The following is a 19,726-nucleotide window of genomic DNA, read 5'->3' as shown; positions in this document are numbered from 1 at the left end:
CTTTAAGTAAAATTATAATTGGCTCTCGTTTTTTAACGAGAGCTTCTGTTGTTATACAAAATTCAAATTGTAAAAATTTAGCTTATTTTTGATGTAAAGTGTTTTAGTTTGTTGAGGTATTTAACTCTTATATTATTTATTGTGATGACATCAGGATTTGCACAAAGCAAGTCTGTGGATTCGATAAATGCCTTAATTTATAAATCGCAAGACAAAAAAAATAATCTTAACCAAAGATTTAATTTTGCTGTAAAATCTTCTGAATTAGCAAAGAAAACAAACATAGATTCTATCATTTTAAAAGCTAATAGAAATTTGTCATTACTATATTTTGAGTCTCAAAATTATGATAATTACATGGATTTAAACAGAAGAAACTATAAATTGGCATTAAAACTTAGAGATTCTTCTGCAGTAACAGTCGCAACTTCTAATCTTGGATCTGTCTATAGATTTTATGAACAAAATGATAGTTCATATTACTATTACTCAAAGGCACTAAAATATTATCCTAAACATGAAATATCTGAAAATAAAGCTACAGCTTTGCTCTATGTTGCTGATATTTTGCAGATAGAAAAGATTTACGTTGGTGCAGAGGAGGCTGCTGTAAAATCTATTATTATTCTAAATCAACTTAAAGAAACCCAAAATCGTCTTGATAAATTATGGAATGCATATAATTTGATGGGTATAATATCTAGAGAAACAGGTAATTATAACAAGGCCTTAGAATATTATGAAATATCTAACTCTTTTGCAAAGAAAATAAATGATGGATTTCTTAATGAGGTCTATTCTATAAATAATAAAGCATTTGTATATAGACAGATGGGTAATTTTAATAAGGCTATTGAGCTTTATGAAAGTTTGTTGCCGTTAAAGTCTAAATATAGTAATGAAGATCCTTCTTTTTATCCAACCATTTTAACCAATATAGCCGACACTAAATTAGAATCAGGAAGTTATGATTTTGATAGGTTAAATGATATATTTATGAAGGCATATACTTTAACTACAAAGCTTGATGATGAAGTGCTAACAATGAATGTTTCTTTGCGTCTCTCAAAGTTGTATGATACAATAAAAGAAAAGGATTCGGTTAATAAATATGCAAATGAAGCTTTAAAAATATCATCTAAAGTTTCTGCAAATGAAATAAAACAGAAAGCACTTTTATTATTAGCTGAAAACACTGAAGGAGAAAAAGCAAAATCTTATTTGAAAGAGCATATTAGACTTACGGATAGTTTATTAATCGAGACCCGAAATGTAAGAAATAAATACGCTAGAATAGAGTTTGAAACCGACCAACTCGAAGCCGAAAACGAACAAATCTCAAAAGAAAATCTATACTTGGCTATTTTATCTATGAGTTTATTACTAACTGCGATCTTAATTTATGTGTTTATCTCCCAGCGCGATAAAAATAGAAAATTAAAACTAGTACAAGTACAGCAAAAGGCCAACGAAGACATTTATAATTTAATGTTGAGTCAGCAAGATAAGGTTGAAGCAGCCAGAACTAAAGAAAAAAAACGGATATCCGAAGAGCTTCATGATGGTGTACTTGGTCGACTATTTGGTACCCGCCTAAGCCTCGATAGTATTAATTTTAAAGAAGGTAAAACAGCTATGGAGACTAGAGCAAATTATATTGCTCAGCTAAAAACCATAGAAAACGAGATTAGGAAAATATCGCATGAGTTAAATACAGATTTTGTTTCAGGATCTGGTTTTATAGACATCGTATCAGAACTTATTCATAGCCAAGTACAGGCCTATAATTTAGAATATGAGTTTAACTATACAGACGATATTATCTGGGAGAATATAAATAATAAAACCAAAATTAATATCTATAGAGTTCTGCAAGAATCATTACAAAATATCTATAAGCACGCTAACGCTCACGCTATTAAAATTAGTATTTCTTTAGAAAAAAATGTAATTTGCTTAAGTATTATAGATGATGGAGAAGGCTTTGATACCTCCAAGCAAAAAAAGGGAATAGGTATTAAAAATATGAAGTCTCGCGTTGCCGATATAGATGGTGAAATTTTAATTTCATCTGCGGTTGGTGAGGGTACAAAAGTTAGTGTAGAGATTCCTTATATAAACCAATCGATATAAAATGATCTATAGCTTATAGAATTTATGCTATAGTAATTTTTCACTGTCAATAATACTTGTTGTCACAAATGAAACATATCAACATTTTAATGGTAGATGACCATCCAATAATAATTGAGGGTTACCAAAATGTTTTAATGTCCACAAAAGATGATGATCAAACACTACTTATAGACACAGCCAATAACTGTGACACAGCACAGATCATGATTAATAGAGCAGCTAAAAACACACCTTACGATGTGTGTTTTTTTGACATTAGCTTACCACCATCAGAAGATGGTAGTTTTACCTCTGGTGAGGATTTGGCTTTACTCGCCAAAAATGTAATGCCAGAATCTAAAATCATTATTCTTACTATGTTTAATGAATCGTTTAGAGTCCATAATATTATTAAAGAAATAAATCCAGATGGATTTTTAATTAAAAGTGATTTAACGTCAATGGAATTGGCCGATGCTTTTCAGCAGATTTTAAGGTCTCCACCGTATTACAGTAGTACAGTAAACAACTTCATAAAAAAAACGATTCGTAATCAAATATATGTAGATGATGTTAATAGAAAGATTTTGCATTTATTGTCTCAAGGTATAAAAACAAAAAGTCTATCAGATTATATTCCGTTGTCTACCAGCGCTATAGAAAAAAGAAAAAAACAATTAAAATTGTTGTTTTCAATTAAGGATGGAAAGGATGAAACCTTACTTATTGAAGCTAAAGAGAAAGGTTATTTATAAAAAAACCAAAAAAAACGCACATTTTCACCTATTAAAAAAGTCTCTAAAGTACTGTGTTTGCTGCAAAGTATGGTTTTTCCGCATGAAGTCTGCGGTTTTACCGCAATAAAAACTTAAAGATGTTATATATATTTACATCAAGTCAACAAGAATTAATTAATCCTTTTTAAGTAATTGTTGAGTTAATAGCAAGAAAATTAAACCTGGTTACATTTTTGTAACCGGGTTTTTTTATGCGATAAAGCGAAGTGCGTTATTATATCAATACGCACTATGTTCGGTAAGTTTTGAGATAAAAAAGCCTAAGTAAATAATAGCCACAATAAATTTTAAGAATGTAGAAGCTAAAAATCCTAAAAAAGAACCAAAAGCAGCTTTGAGAGCTTTTTCCATATCATTTCTATGAATCATTTCTCCAATAAATGCACCAATAAAAGGCCCAATAATAATACCATAGGGGATAGGAGTTATCAATCCTGCAATTAATCCAATTGTAGTGCCAATAATTCCGGCTCTACTTCCTCCAAAACGTTTGGTTCCAACCGCAGGTATCATATAATCTAACACATAAATAAACAGCGCAAAAAGCAGTGTAATAATCAAAAAGGTAAGACTTAGTTCTACACCATCTGTAAAATTTAAAACCAAAAGCCCAGCCCAACTTGTAAGTGGGCCGGGAATAACAGGAAGAAAGCTTCCTAATATTCCAAGTATCATCAACGCTAAAGCAATAATAATTAATACAATTTCCATAATAATTTTTCTGATCGATTATATGACGCAGCACAGTAACAAAAGTTACAGTTTAAACTAAAAAATTAGTTTAAACTAATTTTTTAGTTATATTGGCAGTGTAATTAAATTTTATAATCATATTTCGTATCCTGAACTTGTTTCAGGATCTTAACATATAAGCTAGTAATATTTAATGTTTTTATATAAGATCGAAAAATGAAAGTCTAACTTAACAAGATTCCCAATTGAGTTGGGAAATGAATATGAAGCAACTTACTAAAGCAGAAGAGGAAATAATGCAAGCGCTTTGGCAGCTCAAAAAAGCCAATGTAAAGACCATTATCCAAGTTTTACCAGAACCAAAACCAGCCTACAACACCGTATCAACAATTGTGAGGATTTTAGAATCTAAAGGCTTTGTGGATCATGAAAAACAGGGCAAAGGTCACTTCTATTTTCCAGTTGTTGCTAAAGAATCCTATAGCAATCAATCGATTAATAAGCTGGTAGATAATTATTTTCAAGGCTCTTTTAAAAGTATGGTATCCTTTTTTGTTCAAAAAAATGATGTGGATGTAAAGGATATTGAGACACTTTTAAATGAAATTAATAAAAACAAACCGCAGTAGATCTATTATTCTAAAACTAAAATTGAACATAATATACAAGGTTCAATGAGACCATTAGTAAAAAATAAATATCAACGAATTAATTAGTTATGTTATATACAATTCTACAAATCGTTACATGTCAGGCTTTGTTTTTATTGGTTTATGATTTCGTTTTAAGAAAAGAGACCTTCTTTAATTACAATAGAGCTTACCTTCTAATAACAACGGTTTTATCGTTTATTTTACCATTTATTAAATTTCCTGAGCTTAAAAATACGGTAACAAAAGATCTAGTTATTCAGTTGCCAGAAGTGTTTATCGGAACCAAAGCACCTTCAAACTACGATGTATCCATAGCAGAAAAAGCAGGTATTGTCTTAGAACAACCAGAAATTCCACTTTGGCAAATTATTTTAGGTGCTGGTATAGGTGTCGCTGGCTTCATCTTTTTGCTTAAAATGTTTAGGCTTTATTGGTTAAAGCATAAAAACCCAAAACGTTGGAAGGGCAACATACTCATCGTTAATTTATTAAACAGCACAGCTGCTTTTTCATTTTTCAGTACCATTTTTTTAGGAGAAAAAATTTCAACTACAGAAAGAAACACCATTTACAAGCATGAGCTCGTCCACGTAAAACAGTGGCATAGCTTAGATCTGCTCTGTTTTGAACTTTTACGCATTCTGTTTTGGTTTAACCCGTTAGTGTACATCTACCAGATGAGGATAAAAGAACTACACGAGTTTATTGCCGATGCTAAAGCCGTAAAACAAAATGGTAAAGCCGAGTATTATGAGCGTTTGCTCAATCAAATATTCGATGTTAACCACATATCATTTACTAACACATTTTTTAAATCATCATTAATTAAAAAACGAATCGTTATGTTACAAAAATCAAAATCAAAACAATGGCATTTACTCAAGTATGCATTATTAATTCCGTTGGTATTTGGAATGCTTATTTATACCTCTTTAGAGGTTAAGGCTCAAGATAAAAACAATAATGAAAACGCTTTGGCAACTCAAGAACTTAGCGATGAAGCTATTATTAAAAAATACTACAGTGAAATAGCTGAAAAATCTCAGGCCTCTGGAAGTTTTATAGAATTGAGAAATACTTATAACTATACAGAAAGAAAATATATACCAACTAAGGATGAATATTTAAAGTATGTTGCTTTTACGAGATATCACGCTCTAAAATTTAAAGAATACTCTGAAAATAGTGGTAAAAAAAATCAACTGCGAACTTTGCAATTTGATGAAATGATAAATTTTAATAGAAGTTACGAGGCGCATCTAGAGTATTTAAAATCAGAAGAGGCCAGAAGTTTTTATAGAGACTCCAATTATAATAGAACACTTCAAGTTATTTCTAAAGATATAGATAACCTTACAGAAGAAGAACACAAAGATGCTTATGAAAAAGTTAACGATGTACTTTACGGACGCTTGTATAAAAAATTAATTGTTAAGGATGGATCTGATAATATAGAAATTACTAAAGAAAATTATGATGGTTTAATACGTCTATTTTCGCCACAAGAGTTACAAGTGCTTTTATCAGAATGTGTTAATAAGGAAGGCAACTTTAATATTGAGACAGAGGAAGTTCCTTTCAGCGTTGTAGATGTTGCACCAACACCCCCAAAATGCTCAGATGAAAGGGATAATACCAAAAGAAAGTCCTGCTTTAACGATTTTGTAACCAAGTTCATCAATAAAAATTTCAATACAGGTCTAGCAAAAGATCTATCGCCAGGAAGAAAACGCGTATTTGTTCAGTTTAAGATTGATACTTTGGGCAAAGTTAAAGACATAATCGCCAGAGGGCCGAGTGAGATTTTAGAGGTTGAGGCTAAGCGTGTCATAGCCTTATTACCAAAATTTACTCCAGGAGAACAACGTGGAGAATTAATTACAGTGCCTTTTAGTCTACCAATTGTATTTCAGGTTGCAGACAAAAGCCCAAATATTCAAAAAGAAATTAAAACCCTAGAAAATCAAAGAGACCGTATCTTAAGATCTTCTACTGAAAAGAATCTTGTAATCATTCAGTTAAATAGGCAGATAGATTCATTAAAACAAGTTTTAATTAAGACTATAGGCAAAGGTAAAGATTGATTGTTATGATAAAACCATTAATGTTTAAGCTTTCTACAGTGTTTTTATGTTGTGTTATTAGTGTAAAAGCCCAAAACTCAAAACAAAACGCAGACCAACTTTTTGCTAACGGTTATTATTCTAAAGCTATAGAGGCCTACAATCTGGTTGCCGAAAAAGCAGAAGTCTATGACAATATTGCAAAGGCTTACATTGCCATTGGTAATTATAATAAAGCGGCTTTAAACTATGAGAATGCAATTGCTTCTAATCCTGATAACTTACTTTTTAAATATGAATACGCAAAACTCCTGACCAAAACCAAGCGTTATACAGAATCTGGTAATTTATATAGAAAACTCATAGAAATAGACAGTTTAAATCCAAACTATCATTATGAATTGGGTATTGTATTAGAAAAACAAAAGGACACTTTAGCCATAAGTGAATTTATTAAGGCGTATCGGTTAGATGGCAACCATCAAAAAGCAATTATTAAAATTGCGAAACGGCATATTTATAAGCGAAGGTTTAAACAAGCAAATACCTTAATAGACAAAGGTCTTCAAACTAATTCAGAGCAAATTGAACTTATAAGCTTAAAAGCACAGGCCTATTATTACCAAGAATACTACACACACGCGGTGGTTTGGTTTAATAAATTGATAGACTTAGGTGAGGAGTCAGAATTTATTCATGAAAAGTTGAGCTTAAGTTATGCGCAGAATTCGGATTATGAAGATGCGATTAGACATAGAAGAAAAGCTTTAAAATACAGTCCTAATGATGCTAATGCTATGTTTGTAATTGGCACATATTACCAACGTCTGAGCAATTTTGAAAAAGCTGAGGAGTACATGTCAAAATCATTAAAGTTAAGAGATGTTTCGTTGTCTGATGACTATCAACGATTGGGAACGGTGTTAAATCGTCAAAAAAAATACAAACAGGCTATAAAAGCGTTCCAAAAATCTTTAAAAGAAGATTCGTCAAATGTGATGTCTGAGTTTTTTATAATAAGGACTAAAGATGAATATTATGCCGATATAGATACTAAAATTAAGATGTACCAAGATTTTCTTAAAAAGAGAACAAAAAGTCCATTTAGACCATTTGCTGAACAGAGACTTGGAGAACTTAAGCAAGAAAAATTCTCAGATAAAGACTAAATTCTTAAAAAATCGTACATTTCCGTATCAAAATGTGCTAATGAACCGATTTGCTTTTCTTTTTTTGATTCTTCTTTTTACCTCCTGCGATTATTTTGAAAAGAAAAAAGTAAATGCTGAAGATCTGCTTAAAGAAGAATTAAATACCTTTAATTGGAACGATGTTGACACCTATCCAACATTCAGTAATTGTAATTCTATTACCGATAAATCAGCAAGTAAGCTGTGTTTTCAAACCACCTTATTAAACAGTGTTAATGATTATTTAGAGAATCAAAACATCGTAGTATCTGAAAATGTTAATGATACTATTAGGCTGAAAATAATAATTGATAATAAAGGTAGTTTAAGCATTGCATCGATTTCAGTTAAAGAAGAGACAAAATTTCAAATTCCAGAAATTGATAGTTTATTACGCCAAAGCCTGAAGGATATTTCCAAAATATATCCTGCTATTAAAAGAGGGCAACAAGTCACTACAGCTTTTGAGTTACCTGTAATTGTAAAGATTGATTAGGCTTTCCTGCAAGGTTTTCAAAACCTTGTAGGTATATTGGTAACTAAAACTTAATTTGTGGAAATTTCAGATATGACTCTACGTCTCTGCGAGGAACTTAAAACCGTATCGCCAGTTTCTGCATTAATCGTAAAACTTCAACATATAACCAAATCAAAGTCGCTAAAAGTCCCCAAGTGGCTAACCATTCTTTAGCTTTGGGTGCTCTATTTTTATAACGTTCTATGTAGTCAAAATCTAATAAAAGTGCAAAGGATGCTACAATAGCTGCTAAAACGTTAAAACCAATCGCAAACCAAGAGGTTCCCCATATATAGGTTTTAATGCCAAAAAAGTTAAGAATCCAAGACATTAAATAAACCACCATAATACTTATAGTAGCCGTTATAATTACACTTCTTAATTTTTTAGTTACTCTTATAATTCTTAATTGATAAAGCAATAACATTACAAAAAAGGTAACAATGGTGACTCCAATAGCTTGGTATGGCAGTTCAGGGAAGTTACGATGTGCGTAGGACGAAAACCCACCCAAAAAAAAGCCTTTGGCTATAATATAAAGTGGTACTAAAAATGGTGCCCATTGATGCCGCACCGAAATTATAATACTAATTACTATAGATCCTAACATACCACCTAAGGTAAACCAGTGCATGGGTGTGCCATTTTCGTTCAGTTTCCATAAATAAGCGGTAATACCAGCAATCACTAAAATACCAAGGATAGATTTTAGACAAATGCCAGCAACAGACATTGTTTTGGTAGATGTACTACCATTGTCCCAAAAATAACCATTAAAAACAGGGTTTGAGGTTTTAAAATTCCGTAAGCTCATTATTACAGATTAAATTTATACCCAATGGCAATGTCGGCAGAAAAGTTACCTTGGTTATCTAAGAGTACGGCAAACAATTCTCCATAAATAAGTGTAAGGTAACTATTGTCACCAACTTTAATATCTGAGCCAATACCAAAAATTAGAGGTACATCAAACGCTGTTTCATTAAAGTCCTTTTGCATATTATTAGTGTCTAAAAGCGTGACATTTGAGATATTTAATGTTGCTAATTTAACCTGGCCATAAATAGAAAAGGTGGATTTATTAATAATACGATAACGGTAACCTAATGAAAATTCTGTGGTACTATATTGAAAATCATCACTGCTAAACGCATGCCTTCCTTGTAAAAAACCTGAATGTCTTGGTAGGGCATTAGCTTCAAAAACTTCGAGCTCTAAACCTAACATTGGTAACTTTTTATTTTCAGGATTACTAACAAAAGGATTATTTGTTACACCGCCCCAAAAACCTAGTCTAAAACCTAAACTTTGCTCGGTAGATTCATACGTATAATTAGGGTCAACAGAGGCATTGTACCTATTAATAAAGCTTTTTAAACTGTAGAGCGTTAGTTTTAAGTCATCCGTGTTTTGGCCAGTTAAATTGGATAATACACTTTTATACTCTTCTAAATATTTGTTATTGGTATCCTTAGTGTTTTTTAGTTCAGTAATGCTGTTATCATTAGATTTTACAAAATAGCGGTAGTTGCCATCAAAAGTATTCCAAAGTAGGTCTAATTTTCCATCAACTTCTGTTTTAAGCGCTAGAGTATCTCCGTTAATAGTATAATGTTCTTGGCTAATTGCAGTAAAGCCTATACCAAGGCAGGCGAATAATACGAGGATTTTTTTCATTTTAAGTAATGTTATTTATGTTGTTTTGGGGTTCAATAATGGTAAAGCTACCAAAAATATTCAAAATGAATTAGGTATTGAAAGTTCTACCTTTCCAATCGTAGGGATTAAAAGCGGAAACCAATACAATATAAACGCAAAATAAAGGGTAAACTATGGCAGATCCTAAGTAGGATAACAACAAGTGCTCTTTGTTAAAAAATCTTGTAATTTTAAATACAAGTAAAAAATCAATACTCACTTTAATGACCAATAGTGCTAAAAGTGTTCTGCCTTCTAATAATTTAAATAAACCTAAGAAAGGCGCTACGATACAGGTTAAATTTCCTAAAAAAATGATGAGTCCAATGCACTTACTAATATAATTTGGTTGCTTATTCGTTTTAGAAGCCCATCGTATGCGTTGTTGTATTAAAGCTTCAAAATTGGGAGCAGGGCTGGTATAAACGACGGCTTCTTTACATTTTAGGTAGTTGACTTTTTTAGCATCGTATTGCTTAAGTTTTTCTAGTAAAAAAATATCATCACCACTAGCTATAGTGTCATTGCCTTTAAATCCGTTAAGTGTTTTAAAAAGAGATGTTTTATATCCAAAATTGGCACCATTACATAAAAAAGGAAGCTTTAACCCAAAGCCACCAATAGTAGCAGCTTGCAGGCTGAGAAAATCAAGGTTTTGAAAACGGTTTAAAAATGAAGAGCCTGTAGTGTAGCTTACAGGTGCAACAATACAGTTTGGGTGTTGTGTTTGTATAAATTCATCAAAAGCATTGAGCCAGTATTTAGGTAAAATACAATCTGCGTCAGTGGTAATGATCCAATCGTTTTTTGCAATGGCTATGGCTGATGTAATGGCATCTTTTTTTGGCGCCTTAGTTGTTCTCATAGTTTTAATAAGCTTTATACGGTCATTACTAGTAGTGTTCGATTTTGAAGATTTTTCACCAATAAACTTTTTAATGATTTCGACAGAATTATCAGAAGAATCATCATCAATTAAAATGATTTCAAATAAAGATTTTGGGTAATTTAATCTAAATAATGAACTTATTAGCGCTCTAAGATGGGCAGCTTCATTCCTAAAAGGGATAACCACTGTAAATTTAGTTTTAGATTCTAAATCCCTGAGTTTAAAATCATCAATAGTACTAAAACCATACACTAGGCTTCCAATTACAAACAAATACAACAGTATAATACCAATTAAAATATATATCATTCTGCTTGCGTTTTAGGGAATTTAAAATTTAGAACATAGTAACTTCCAAGGCCACTCGGAATAGCAAAATTAAGTATCCACATAACGGCTATTATAGATAAAATTGTTAGTTCATTAACCGCTAAAAAGTCAAATAAATAGACCGCAATACTACCTTTTATAACCACATCAAATATTGAAATTGAAGGCACTATAGATGCTAATAAATACATACTGGTAATAACTACCATAGCAGTACTATAACCTATAAAAACACCAAATGTGGTCAGTAAATAGTAAAATTGAAATGAAAAAATAAGATACCGTAAAAAAGATAGAAAAAGATTTAAAATATGTGTTTTAGTAGGCATCTCTTTTATGTAATTTATAATACGTTGCAGAGAATACCCTTTAATAATCAAAGGCTTATACTTTATCCCAAAAATGGTAAAAATCCCAATAATAATCAGCAGTAAACCAAAACGTGAGATTTTATAATAATCAATCTCAATGGGATGCTGATTAACAAATACAATAAAACCAATACATCCTAAAATTACGGTTATAGTCATTTGTGCCATATTGCTTAATAAATTTAAAAGAACTATACGCTTTCTAAATGGTTTTGGATAGTAAACCGCTTTAGCACCATAATCGCCAATGCGATTGGGTGTTATTAAAGATGTTGTGAGGCCGGCTAAACTTTGTTCCATCGCATTTTTAAATGTTATTTTTTTAATGGTACCTACTAATTTTTCCCATTTTAGAATTTCAAAAAACCAGTTAAAACCACTTAAAATGACCAAAAAAAGGATGTTTTTGAATGAAAAAGTATTATTTTCTCTTAAAAAATCAACAAATGTGCTGAACTCTAAATTGTCGTTTTCAGAGATTTTTGTGTATATAAAATAAAAAGCACCAACGACAATACTTAGCTTAATAAGTACAAAGAAGAATTGTTTAGTTTTGTAGGGCAAACCATAATGCATAGTGCAAATTACATCAAAAACTAAAACATGCAGCTCCATCTAAAAAAATACTTTATAACCTTTAGCATCATTTGTATAGGCTTTAATAGTTATGCCCAATTTAAAGACAGTAGCAAGTGGAAAGCGCTTTTTGCGCTAGGTGTTAACTACCCTACTACAGATGGTTTTGTAGAGGGTACCTATGCACAACCTATTAATTTCCCAACGGTAAACTTGGGAGTTCAGCGTATGTTTAAAAAAGAATATGGGTTAAAGCTAGATTATGGGTTTAATCGTTTTAAAAGTGATAGTGAGTCACCAGAGTTTAAAATTAATTACTCACGCATTAACGCTCAGTTTGTGTACGACCCATCTGATATTTTAAGATTTTTACCAAATAGATTTCGAACTATTCTCCATGCTGGTCTAGGTCTATCGTTCGTAAAACCCTTAGGTAATTTAGGTGATAATAAACAATCCTACTTAAATCTTTTAGGAGGCTTAGAGCTGCATTATGCGGTAAGTGAAAAGGTTTCTGTATATGTTGATACTGCTTATATATATGGCTTAACAAGTCTTGATAGTTACGACCCAGTTTTGAGCGGTTTGGGTGCTTTTAATGGAAGTGTTTTTAATGTAACTTTAGGGTTAGCTGTATCTTTAAGTGGATGTCAATTTTGCGATTAAACGATGAGTAAAGAACAAATTATATTAGGTATTGACCCAGGAACAACCATTATGGGATTTGGGCTTATTAAAGTTGTTGGAAAAAAAATGTCTTTTTTACAGTTGAACGAATTACAACTAAAAAAGTACGATGATCACTACTTAAAATTAAAACTCATTTTTGAACGCACTGTGGAACTTATTGATACCTATCACCCAGACGAAATTGCTATAGAAGCTCCATTTTTTGGTAAAAATGTACAAAGTATGCTAAAATTGGGTAGAGCTCAAGGTGTGGCTATGGCAGCAGGTTTATCGCGCGAAGTACCAATTACTGAGTATTCGCCTAAGAAAATTAAAATGGCCATAACTGGCAGTGGTAACGCAAGTAAAGAGCAGGTCGCTAAAATGTTGCAGAGTTTATTACAATTAAAAGAATTACCAAAAAACCTAGATTCTACAGACGGATTAGCAGCAGCTGTTTGTCACTTTTACAATCAAGGTAGAGTAGAGGTTGGTAAAAATTATTCTGGTTGGTCTGCATTTGTAAAGCAGAATGAAAAACGCATAGAAAAGCCCCTTAATCCCCAAAAGGGAAAATAAATACAATGGACGAAAAATCAGTAAAGGGTTTGAGTAATAGTTCTTCCCCTCTGGGGAAGTTAGAAAGGGCTGGAGGCATATACATACACATACCATTCTGCAAACAAGCTTGTCATTACTGCGATTTCCATTTCTCAACGTCCTTAAAAAAGAAGGACGAATTAGTTAGGGCTTTGGCTAATGAGTTGGCGCTTAGAAAAAAAGAATTTGAAAATACTTTAGTAGAAACCATCTACTTTGGTGGTGGTACACCTTCGTTATTAACGATTGACGAATTACAATTTTTGATTGATTCGGTATATCAAAATTTTCAAGTTACCGATAATCTAGAAATAACTTTAGAAGCTAATCCAGATGACTTAATAGAAGCGCAACGGTCACCTCAAGCGAAGTCGAGAGGTCTTTACCAACATTATAGAACTATTGGAATAAACAGATTAAGCATAGGTATACAATCCTTTTTTGAAACCGATTTAAAGTTAATGAATCGCGCTCACAATGCAGAGGATGCAAAAGAATGTCTGTCTGTGGCGACTCGCTACTTTGATAATATTTCATTAGACTTAATTTATGGAATTCCTGGAGTCTCTAATGAACAATGGGTTAAAAACATTGAGATAGCCTTAAGTTTTGGCATACCTCACATATCTAGTTACGCACTTACGGTAGAACCAAAAACAGCCTTAGCATCTTTTATTGAGAAAGGTATTATTGAAGATGTTGATGATGAACAAGCCCATGAGCAATTTCATATTTTAAAAGAACGATTAGAAGATGCAGGATTCGTTCACTATGAGCTATCTAATTTTGGTAAAAAAGGTTTTTTCAGCAAGAATAATTCAGCCTATTGGCAAGGTAAATCTTATATAGGTATTGGGCCTTCTGCACATTCTTTTAATGGCAAGCAACGCGGTTGGAATGTGAGAAATAATTCTAAATACATAAAGGCGCTTCAAAACAACCAATTGCCAATAGAACTAGAAACCTTAACTAAAACAGATCGCTATAACGAGTATATAATGACTGGTTTGCGCACTATTTGGGGAGTATCTTTAACTAAAGTTGAAAAAGAGTTTGGCATAAATTATAAAGACTACCTAATTGAGCAAGCTACTGTTTTTATAAATCAGCATTTATTGTATATTGATGGTGAATATTTAAGAGTGACTAAAAAAGGACAATTTTTAAGTGATGGCATAGCCTCTGAGCTTTTTATGCTCAACTTAGCTTAAGTTAATATTACATTATACTTTCCCTTTGATGCGATGTAGTGAGTATGTCGAAGAGGGACTTTAGAGATGTTTTATAAAAAAGAAAATTTAAAAGTTACTGAAAAAAGTTCAGCATAAATGATAGCAACCATACAATACAATAATTCTAGAAAGTTAAAAGTAGATTTATCAAAGCCACTAGATATTTCAATTCCCATAAAAGGAAGTAATAACAATGTAAATGCCTGGTATATTGGAGCGCCAAAAATTGAGCCCGAAGTTTTTGATGGAGAGCTCATTAGCGTCGCAAAAGGTGCGTCTGTTAATTTTAATACCATAACGTTTAATCCACATGCGCACGGCACACATACCGAAACGGCAGGTCATATTACAGAGACAGTTCATTCTATAAATAAAAATTTAAAACAGTTTTTCTTTTTAGCTGAGTTGGTAACTGTAGCACCAGAAAAGTTAGGAGAGGATTCCGTAATATCTGCCAAACAATTACAATTTGCTTTAGGAAACAAAAAGCGAGATGCTGTGGTGATAAGGACAATACCTAATACTAATGAAAAGAAGGCTAAGCAATACTCAAATACCAATTGGCCATACTTCTTAGAAGATGCCATTAAGCTATTGGTTAAAAAAGGCATTAAACATCTTTTAGTAGATTTACCTAGTGTAGATAGAGAGGAAGATGGTGGCGAATTAAAAGGCCATAAAGCATTTTGGAATTATCGTGGCCAGTTGCGCAAAGATGCCACAATAACGGAGTTTATTTATGTATCTAATAAGATTGAAGATGGTTGTTATTTGCTAAACCTTCAAATTGCACCTTTTGAAAACGATGCCACTCCAAGTAAACCAATTTTATATAAACTTATAGCGTAAGTTAAGTGACAATAGTGTTTAATCTAGTGTCTTATTTATACCTATGGAAACATTTTTTATAATCATAATTAGTATACTGGTAACCTTAGGATTGGTTACTATTTACAAACAATGGAAAAGCAAACAAAAAACTAACGAGCAATCTATTATTCTTCTCGATAAAATAAAACGCGTTTGTAAATTTATAACGGTAGAAGGTGATTTTGCAGAAATCTATCACTACGAAGATGTAAAAGAAAAGTTTTTAAAGCTAATTTCTAGTAAAAAGAAAGCCTTAGTTGTTATTAATGCTAAAGCATATGTTGGGTTCGATTTAAGCAAAGTGAAAATGAATTCGCATCCAAAATCTAAAACTGTTGTTTTGTCTCATTTTCCACAGCCAGAAGTCTTGTCTATTGAGAGTAATATTAATTATTACGATAAACAAGATGGCATGTTTAATAAGTTTGAAGCTTCGGATCTAACAGAATTACATACTAAGGCCAAAGCTCATATTATGGATAAAGTACCTGAGAGCGGTTTGTATAATGTAGCAAAGCACGAAGCTTTAGAAGCGATTCAGCTTATTGAGAATTTGGTAGAAACCATTGGCTGGACCTTAGATTATTCGGCCTTAAAAATTGAGTCTGGTGAAGACAAAAAATTGTTGGAGTAGTATGCTGTCATTGCAAGGACGACAAGACGCGGCAATCTTAAGGATACAACAATAAGTTATTTAATAATATAAGATTCCCACTTCCGTGGGAAATACTATGAACATAGAAGACTATAGAAATTATTGCATGAGTAAAAAGGAAGTCACAGAACACTTTCCTTTTGACGATGATGTGCTAGTCTTTAAAGTTTGTAATAAAATGTTTGCTTTAGCCTCCTTATCTAATTGGGAAAACGGAGAAGGTTTTATAAATCTAAAATGCGATCCTGAGTATGCGCAAGAGCTTAGAGCAGAATACGAGAGTATTAAACCAGCTTACCACATGCATAAGCAGCAATGGAACAGTGCCTACTTTCATACTGGCGAATTACCAGTTAAATTAATTTTTGAGCTTATAGATCATTCGTATAATATGATTGTTCATAAACTTCCTAAGAAATTAAGGGAAACATTGAAATAAGCATAAATTTGTCTTAAACCGCTTCCATGTCTTTAGAAAAACAATTACAACAACGCAGTAACTCACAGTGTGAGCTTTGTGGCAACATAGAAAATCTATCAGCATACAATGTGCCAGATGTGAAAGAAGATGGCTTAAAAACGAGATTATATTCCTGTAATGTTTGTAAAGAACAGTTCAATGATTCTGATAAGATTGATGCTAATCATTGGAGATGTCTTAATGACAGTATGTGGAGTGAGTATGATGCCGTAAAAATCATGGCATGGAGAATGCTCAATAGAGTTCAGGCAGATTGGACACAAGATTTATTAGATATGCTGTATTTGGAGGATGAAGTTTTAGAACTCGCAAAAGCATCTGGTGATGGTGAAGCTGAAGAGAATAAATTGGTTCATAGAGATGTTAATGGTGTTGTACTAGAGCATGGAGATGCTGTAGTATTAATTAAAGACCTAAAGGTTAAAGGGTCTAGTATAATTGCTAAGCAAGGTACTGCCGTTAGAAATATAAGATTAGATCATGAGAATGAAACTTATATTGAAGGTAAAGTTGGACCTACAAGAATTGTAATAATTACAGCGTACGTGAAGAAGATATAATAAGTCATGCTAGAGATTAGACCAACTTGCGAAAATTGTAATACGGATTTACCTTATGATTCTAATGATGCTATGATTTGCACGTTTGAGTGTACCTTTTGCAAAAACTGTGTTGCTCTTTTGCAACATATTTGCCCAAATTGTGGAGGTGGTTTTGAAAAACGTCCTATCCGACCTAAAACCCTATTAGAAAAATACCCAGTCTCTACTAAAATTGTATACAAGCCTGTAGGTCTTAATTCTACATCTAATTAGGCTTAAGTTTTAATTGTTTTCCTGTTAATTTTCCTACATTTTATCTATCAGAAAACGTGTTGTTTATCGAAAAAATAAACACGAAATTTCAAATAAACTTGTCTAATTTGCAATTTATCGATTTTCTAAGATACCGTTAAATAATAGTAAGATATTAGAGGTGCCCTCATGATTAATTAGCACCAAATTTACAGATTAATAGCCCAAATTATTATTAACGATTTAACAGTATTTTATTATGGATTTACAAATTACCAATTACAACAACCGTTTTCAGATTAAAGGCACTTTAAACAAGTTAAACCTTAAAACATTCGACTCTTATTTTGCTAATATTTTTGACAAACTAGATGATATCTTGTTGGACATTGAAAGTATTGATAGTATTGATAGAGATGGAGTAATGGCTTTGGCTAAATTGCATAATGAATCAATTATAAAATCTAAACGATTATCTATCATTGGCTTTGGTTGTAAGGAATTATATGATCATTTTAAAACAGAAGAACCAGAGGTAAGTACTGCTAGTATACCAAATATTGTAGCTGCATAATACTCATAGTATCATAACCTATATTTAAAAGTGTTTTCAACTAGTGTTCTTCTTGGCGGATGAGTACTCTTGAAAACACTTTTTTGTTTTAAGTTTCTAGATTTCAAAAGTGCCAGTGTCAGTTAAAAAGAGTGAGGACTGAGCGACGAGAAATCTCGTCCTAACTTTTATATTCGAATTCAGCTTCGTCTTCAACTTCAAATTTAACAGGACATATCCGCAACGATTTTCCATTCACCATTTATTTTTTTAAAAATAATTATAAAGATGCCATCAGCGTCTCCAACGCCACGCTTTAAATGGTATTCTCCCATAACCCAATAATTATCTCCCTCAATTTTTGAAATATCATTAATAACAAAATTTAACGTTCCACTTTCAGCTTTTGTAGGGTAGTTTTTTTTGTAACGCGCTAAAGTATTATCCCAGCCTCGTGTTAAACCATTTGAGCCATAGAATTTTAGGTCTTCACTTTTCCAATAGCCTTCCATAAACCCTTCCAAATCATGGTTGTTCCATGCTTTTTCTTGTTGTTCTAAAACCAATCTAATACCTGCCTCTGCACTATTTTTATCTGTGTCAAAATTAGAGTTGTTGGCGGTATCATCAGCTTTGACAGAAATACAGCTAGTGAATACGATTAGCATTATAAGTTTGAATAAGAGTTTCATTTCGATTAGGTTTTAGTTTCCTAAAGATAATTACTTATTCGGGAAAACACACCACTAAAGTCCCCTCAAGTGGACAATTGTTCGAATGTTTGTTGATTGGAATGTCCCATTGAGGGAACTTAAGGGGTGTTATAATACGCTTTTCTGCTTCTTTAAAAAAGCATCTGCTTGGTGTTGCATCAACTCACGCGCTTTTTTGCGTTTGTAGTTCATCACCTCCTCTTCATCGGCAATTTCTGTATAGACTTTATTGTTAATGGCGTTATCCGTTTTTACTAAAAGTTGGCGTTCAGCTACTTGTTGCGCAGTCCAACTTTTTATTACGGTCTCTTGATCTTGTAATTTATAGTCGAACTCGCCTTTTGGCGACATTAATTTGGCGATTATAGGTGAGGTTTCAATGGCTAAAAACAAAAGGAAAATAAAGAAGGATGGCAGCCATGGTAGCTTACCCAGAGCAGTGATACGTGCCATGAGCCCATCAAAATTATCAATGACGGGTTGCGATTCTGCCACGTTAGCTTTGTAATCTCCTTGAGTCGTAGAGATTTCATTCTCTAAAGCTGTTATTTTTGCCTTATTATCTGTTTTTAGTTGCTGTAATTCTGCCAACGCTGCATCGTGCTTTTCGCGCTTTTCTTTGTAAACAGGTCCTTTTCCTAGCTTCAGTGTGCCTGTAGTGCCTTCGGCCTCAGTAATGTAGGTGCTATAAAGCGCATTCACTTCAGTTTCTTTGGTGTCGATTTGAGCTTGTAACCCTTGGATTTGAGTCTCTAAATCGACAATTTTAGGATTAAACTGCTCGGCTATCTGATTTTGATTGGCCAAAGTCAGTTCATTCTTTTGCTCTAATAACACCTGATTGATTTCTTTTTCAAAAATCTTGAGCTCTAAAGGTTTAGAAATTACCACAGCAATAATAACTGCTAAGAAAATTCTTGGTGTGGCTTGCAGGATTTCGTTAAGAATATGATCTCGTTTTCTAATCGTAGAGACAATATAACGGTCTAAATTAAAAATGAGTAAGCCCCAAACAACTCCAAAAAAGACTGAGGCATAAAGATTGTCAAAAACTGTATAAAGCGCATAGCTAGAGGCTATAGTTGCCATTAAAGCGGTAAAGAAAACCGTAGCACCAATACCTGCATATTTATTTTGTTCTCCGATGGAGCAATCGTTAAGAATATCTGTGTCGGCTCCCGAGCAGAGGATAAAGAATTGTTTGAGCATGATTGATGAGTTATTAAAGTCTGCTGTCATGCTGTCCCGAAGCGTCGGGAGTTTCAGC

Annotated in this window: 22 protein-coding genes; 15 read left to right on the top strand and 7 right to left on the bottom strand. The window is 32.6% G+C overall.

From position 1 onward, the window contains the following. Positions 1-144: 144 nt before the first annotated feature. Both Q0800_RS05295 and Q0800_RS05290 read left to right on the top strand, forming a co-directional pair. Positions 145-2,133 carry a tetratricopeptide repeat-containing sensor histidine kinase gene (locus Q0800_RS05295; RefSeq protein WP_299128277.1) on the top strand — a complete coding sequence of 663 codons (1,989 nt, stop codon included), beginning with the start codon at positions 145-147 and terminating at the stop codon, positions 2,131-2,133. Between the two features lie 68 nt (positions 2,134-2,201). Next, the gene (locus tag Q0800_RS05290) at positions 2,202-2,870 is read left to right on the top strand and encodes a response regulator (protein WP_299128168.1); all 669 of its coding nucleotides are present in this window, start codon (positions 2,202-2,204) and stop codon (positions 2,868-2,870) included. A 261-nt stretch (positions 2,871-3,131) separates the two neighbouring features. Here Q0800_RS05290 and Q0800_RS05285 read toward each other — a convergent pair whose 3' ends face one another. After that, positions 3,132-3,623 (bottom strand): DUF456 domain-containing protein, encoded by a 492-nt coding sequence (locus Q0800_RS05285; RefSeq protein WP_299128167.1) that lies wholly within the window; start codon positions 3,621-3,623, stop codon positions 3,132-3,134. Between the two features lie 245 nt (positions 3,624-3,868). On the opposite strand from Q0800_RS05285, the gene Q0800_RS05280 reads away from it, so the two are divergent. The 4 genes from Q0800_RS05280 to Q0800_RS05265 all read left to right on the top strand — a co-directional run bounded on the left by Q0800_RS05280 (position 3,869) and on the right by Q0800_RS05265 (position 8,007). Next, positions 3,869-4,234, top strand: a complete 366-nt coding sequence (locus Q0800_RS05280) for a BlaI/MecI/CopY family transcriptional regulator (RefSeq protein ID WP_299128166.1) — start codon at positions 3,869-3,871, stop codon at positions 4,232-4,234. A gap of 89 nt (positions 4,235-4,323) precedes the next feature. Continuing rightward, complete coding sequence (locus Q0800_RS05275) at positions 4,324-6,342, top strand: M56 family metallopeptidase (RefSeq protein ID WP_299128165.1); 2,019 nt, start codon at positions 4,324-4,326, stop codon at positions 6,340-6,342. Between the two features lie 5 nt (positions 6,343-6,347). After that, complete coding sequence (locus tag Q0800_RS05270) at positions 6,348-7,490, top strand: tetratricopeptide repeat protein (RefSeq protein ID WP_299128164.1); 1,143 nt, start codon at positions 6,348-6,350, stop codon at positions 7,488-7,490. Between the two features lie 40 nt (positions 7,491-7,530). Further along, positions 7,531-8,007 carry a hypothetical protein gene (locus tag Q0800_RS05265; RefSeq protein WP_299128163.1) on the top strand — a complete coding sequence of 159 codons (477 nt, stop codon included), beginning with the start codon at positions 7,531-7,533 and terminating at the stop codon, positions 8,005-8,007. Between the two features lie 97 nt (positions 8,008-8,104). Here the strand turns inward: Q0800_RS05265 and Q0800_RS05260 are convergent, their stop codons facing one another. The 4 genes from Q0800_RS05260 to Q0800_RS05245 form a co-directional block, all read right to left on the bottom strand. After that, on the bottom strand, positions 8,105-8,842 hold the full coding sequence (locus Q0800_RS05260; protein ID WP_299128162.1) for a Bax inhibitor-1/YccA family protein: 738 nt from the start codon (positions 8,840-8,842) through the stop codon (positions 8,105-8,107). A gap of 2 nt (positions 8,843-8,844) precedes the next feature. Next, entirely contained in the window at positions 8,845-9,705 is an 861-nt protein-coding gene (locus tag Q0800_RS05255; protein WP_299128160.1) for a hypothetical protein, read from the bottom strand. Between the two features lie 70 nt (positions 9,706-9,775). After that, positions 9,776-10,924: a glycosyltransferase gene (locus tag Q0800_RS05250; protein ID WP_299128159.1), complete on the bottom strand. Its 1,149-nt coding sequence runs from the start codon at positions 10,922-10,924 to the stop codon at positions 9,776-9,778. Next, positions 10,921-11,931: a lysylphosphatidylglycerol synthase domain-containing protein gene (locus tag Q0800_RS05245; protein ID WP_299128158.1), complete on the bottom strand. Its 1,011-nt coding sequence runs from the start codon at positions 11,929-11,931 to the stop codon at positions 10,921-10,923. The genes Q0800_RS05250 and Q0800_RS05245 overlap by 4 nt, the downstream gene beginning before the upstream one ends. Here Q0800_RS05245 and Q0800_RS05240 point away from each other — a divergent pair. The 9 genes from Q0800_RS05240 (at position 11,920) to Q0800_RS05200 (ending at position 17,767) form a co-directional block, all read left to right on the top strand. After that, complete coding sequence (locus tag Q0800_RS05240; protein ID WP_299128157.1) at positions 11,920-12,558, top strand: cell envelope biogenesis protein OmpA; 639 nt, start codon at positions 11,920-11,922, stop codon at positions 12,556-12,558. The two genes, Q0800_RS05245 and Q0800_RS05240, sit on opposite strands and share 12 nt — an antisense overlap. 3 nt (positions 12,559-12,561) lie before the next feature. Continuing rightward, on the top strand, positions 12,562-13,140 hold the full coding sequence (gene ruvC / locus Q0800_RS05235; protein ID WP_299128156.1) for a crossover junction endodeoxyribonuclease RuvC: 579 nt from the start codon (positions 12,562-12,564) through the stop codon (positions 13,138-13,140). Between the two features lie 5 nt (positions 13,141-13,145). Beyond that, complete coding sequence (gene hemW, locus Q0800_RS05230; protein ID WP_299128155.1) at positions 13,146-14,372, top strand: radical SAM family heme chaperone HemW; 1,227 nt, start codon at positions 13,146-13,148, stop codon at positions 14,370-14,372. Between the two features lie 117 nt (positions 14,373-14,489). Next, a complete protein-coding gene (locus Q0800_RS05225; RefSeq protein WP_299128154.1) occupies positions 14,490-15,242 on the top strand; it encodes a cyclase family protein in 753 nt (250 codons plus the stop codon). A 43-nt stretch (positions 15,243-15,285) separates the two neighbouring features. Continuing rightward, the gene (locus tag Q0800_RS05220; protein WP_299128152.1) at positions 15,286-15,897 is read left to right on the top strand and encodes a DUF4230 domain-containing protein; all 612 of its coding nucleotides are present in this window, start codon (positions 15,286-15,288) and stop codon (positions 15,895-15,897) included. Positions 15,898-15,994: 97 nt separating this feature from the next. After that, positions 15,995-16,357 carry an MmcQ/YjbR family DNA-binding protein gene (locus Q0800_RS05215; RefSeq protein ID WP_299128151.1) on the top strand — a complete coding sequence of 121 codons (363 nt, stop codon included), beginning with the start codon at positions 15,995-15,997 and terminating at the stop codon, positions 16,355-16,357. Positions 16,358-16,383: 26 nt separating this feature from the next. Beyond that, a complete protein-coding gene (locus tag Q0800_RS05210) occupies positions 16,384-16,959 on the top strand; it encodes an alkylphosphonate utilization protein (protein ID WP_299128149.1) in 576 nt (191 codons plus the stop codon). Between the two features lie 6 nt (positions 16,960-16,965). Next, entirely contained in the window at positions 16,966-17,214 is a 249-nt protein-coding gene (locus tag Q0800_RS05205) for a DUF1272 domain-containing protein (RefSeq protein ID WP_299128147.1), read from the top strand. Positions 17,215-17,452: 238 nt separating this feature from the next. After that, complete coding sequence (locus tag Q0800_RS05200) at positions 17,453-17,767, top strand: hypothetical protein (protein ID WP_299128145.1); 315 nt, start codon at positions 17,453-17,455, stop codon at positions 17,765-17,767. Between the two features lie 203 nt (positions 17,768-17,970). Here Q0800_RS05200 and Q0800_RS05195 read toward each other — a convergent pair whose 3' ends face one another. Continuing rightward, entirely contained in the window at positions 17,971-18,438 is a 468-nt protein-coding gene (locus Q0800_RS05195; protein ID WP_299128144.1) for a DUF4440 domain-containing protein, read from the bottom strand. A gap of 129 nt (positions 18,439-18,567) precedes the next feature. Beyond that, positions 18,568-19,668 carry a DUF4407 domain-containing protein gene (locus Q0800_RS05190; protein ID WP_299128143.1) on the bottom strand — a complete coding sequence of 367 codons (1,101 nt, stop codon included), beginning with the start codon at positions 19,666-19,668 and terminating at the stop codon, positions 18,568-18,570. Positions 19,669-19,726 lie beyond the last annotated feature (58 nt).

The sequence above is a fragment of the uncultured Winogradskyella sp. genome (assembly GCF_937958655.1).
GTDB lineage: Bacteria > Bacteroidota > Bacteroidia > Flavobacteriales > Flavobacteriaceae > Winogradskyella.
Note: the sequence above shows the minus strand (reverse complement) of the source record. Positions and strands in the feature narration are given on the sequence as shown.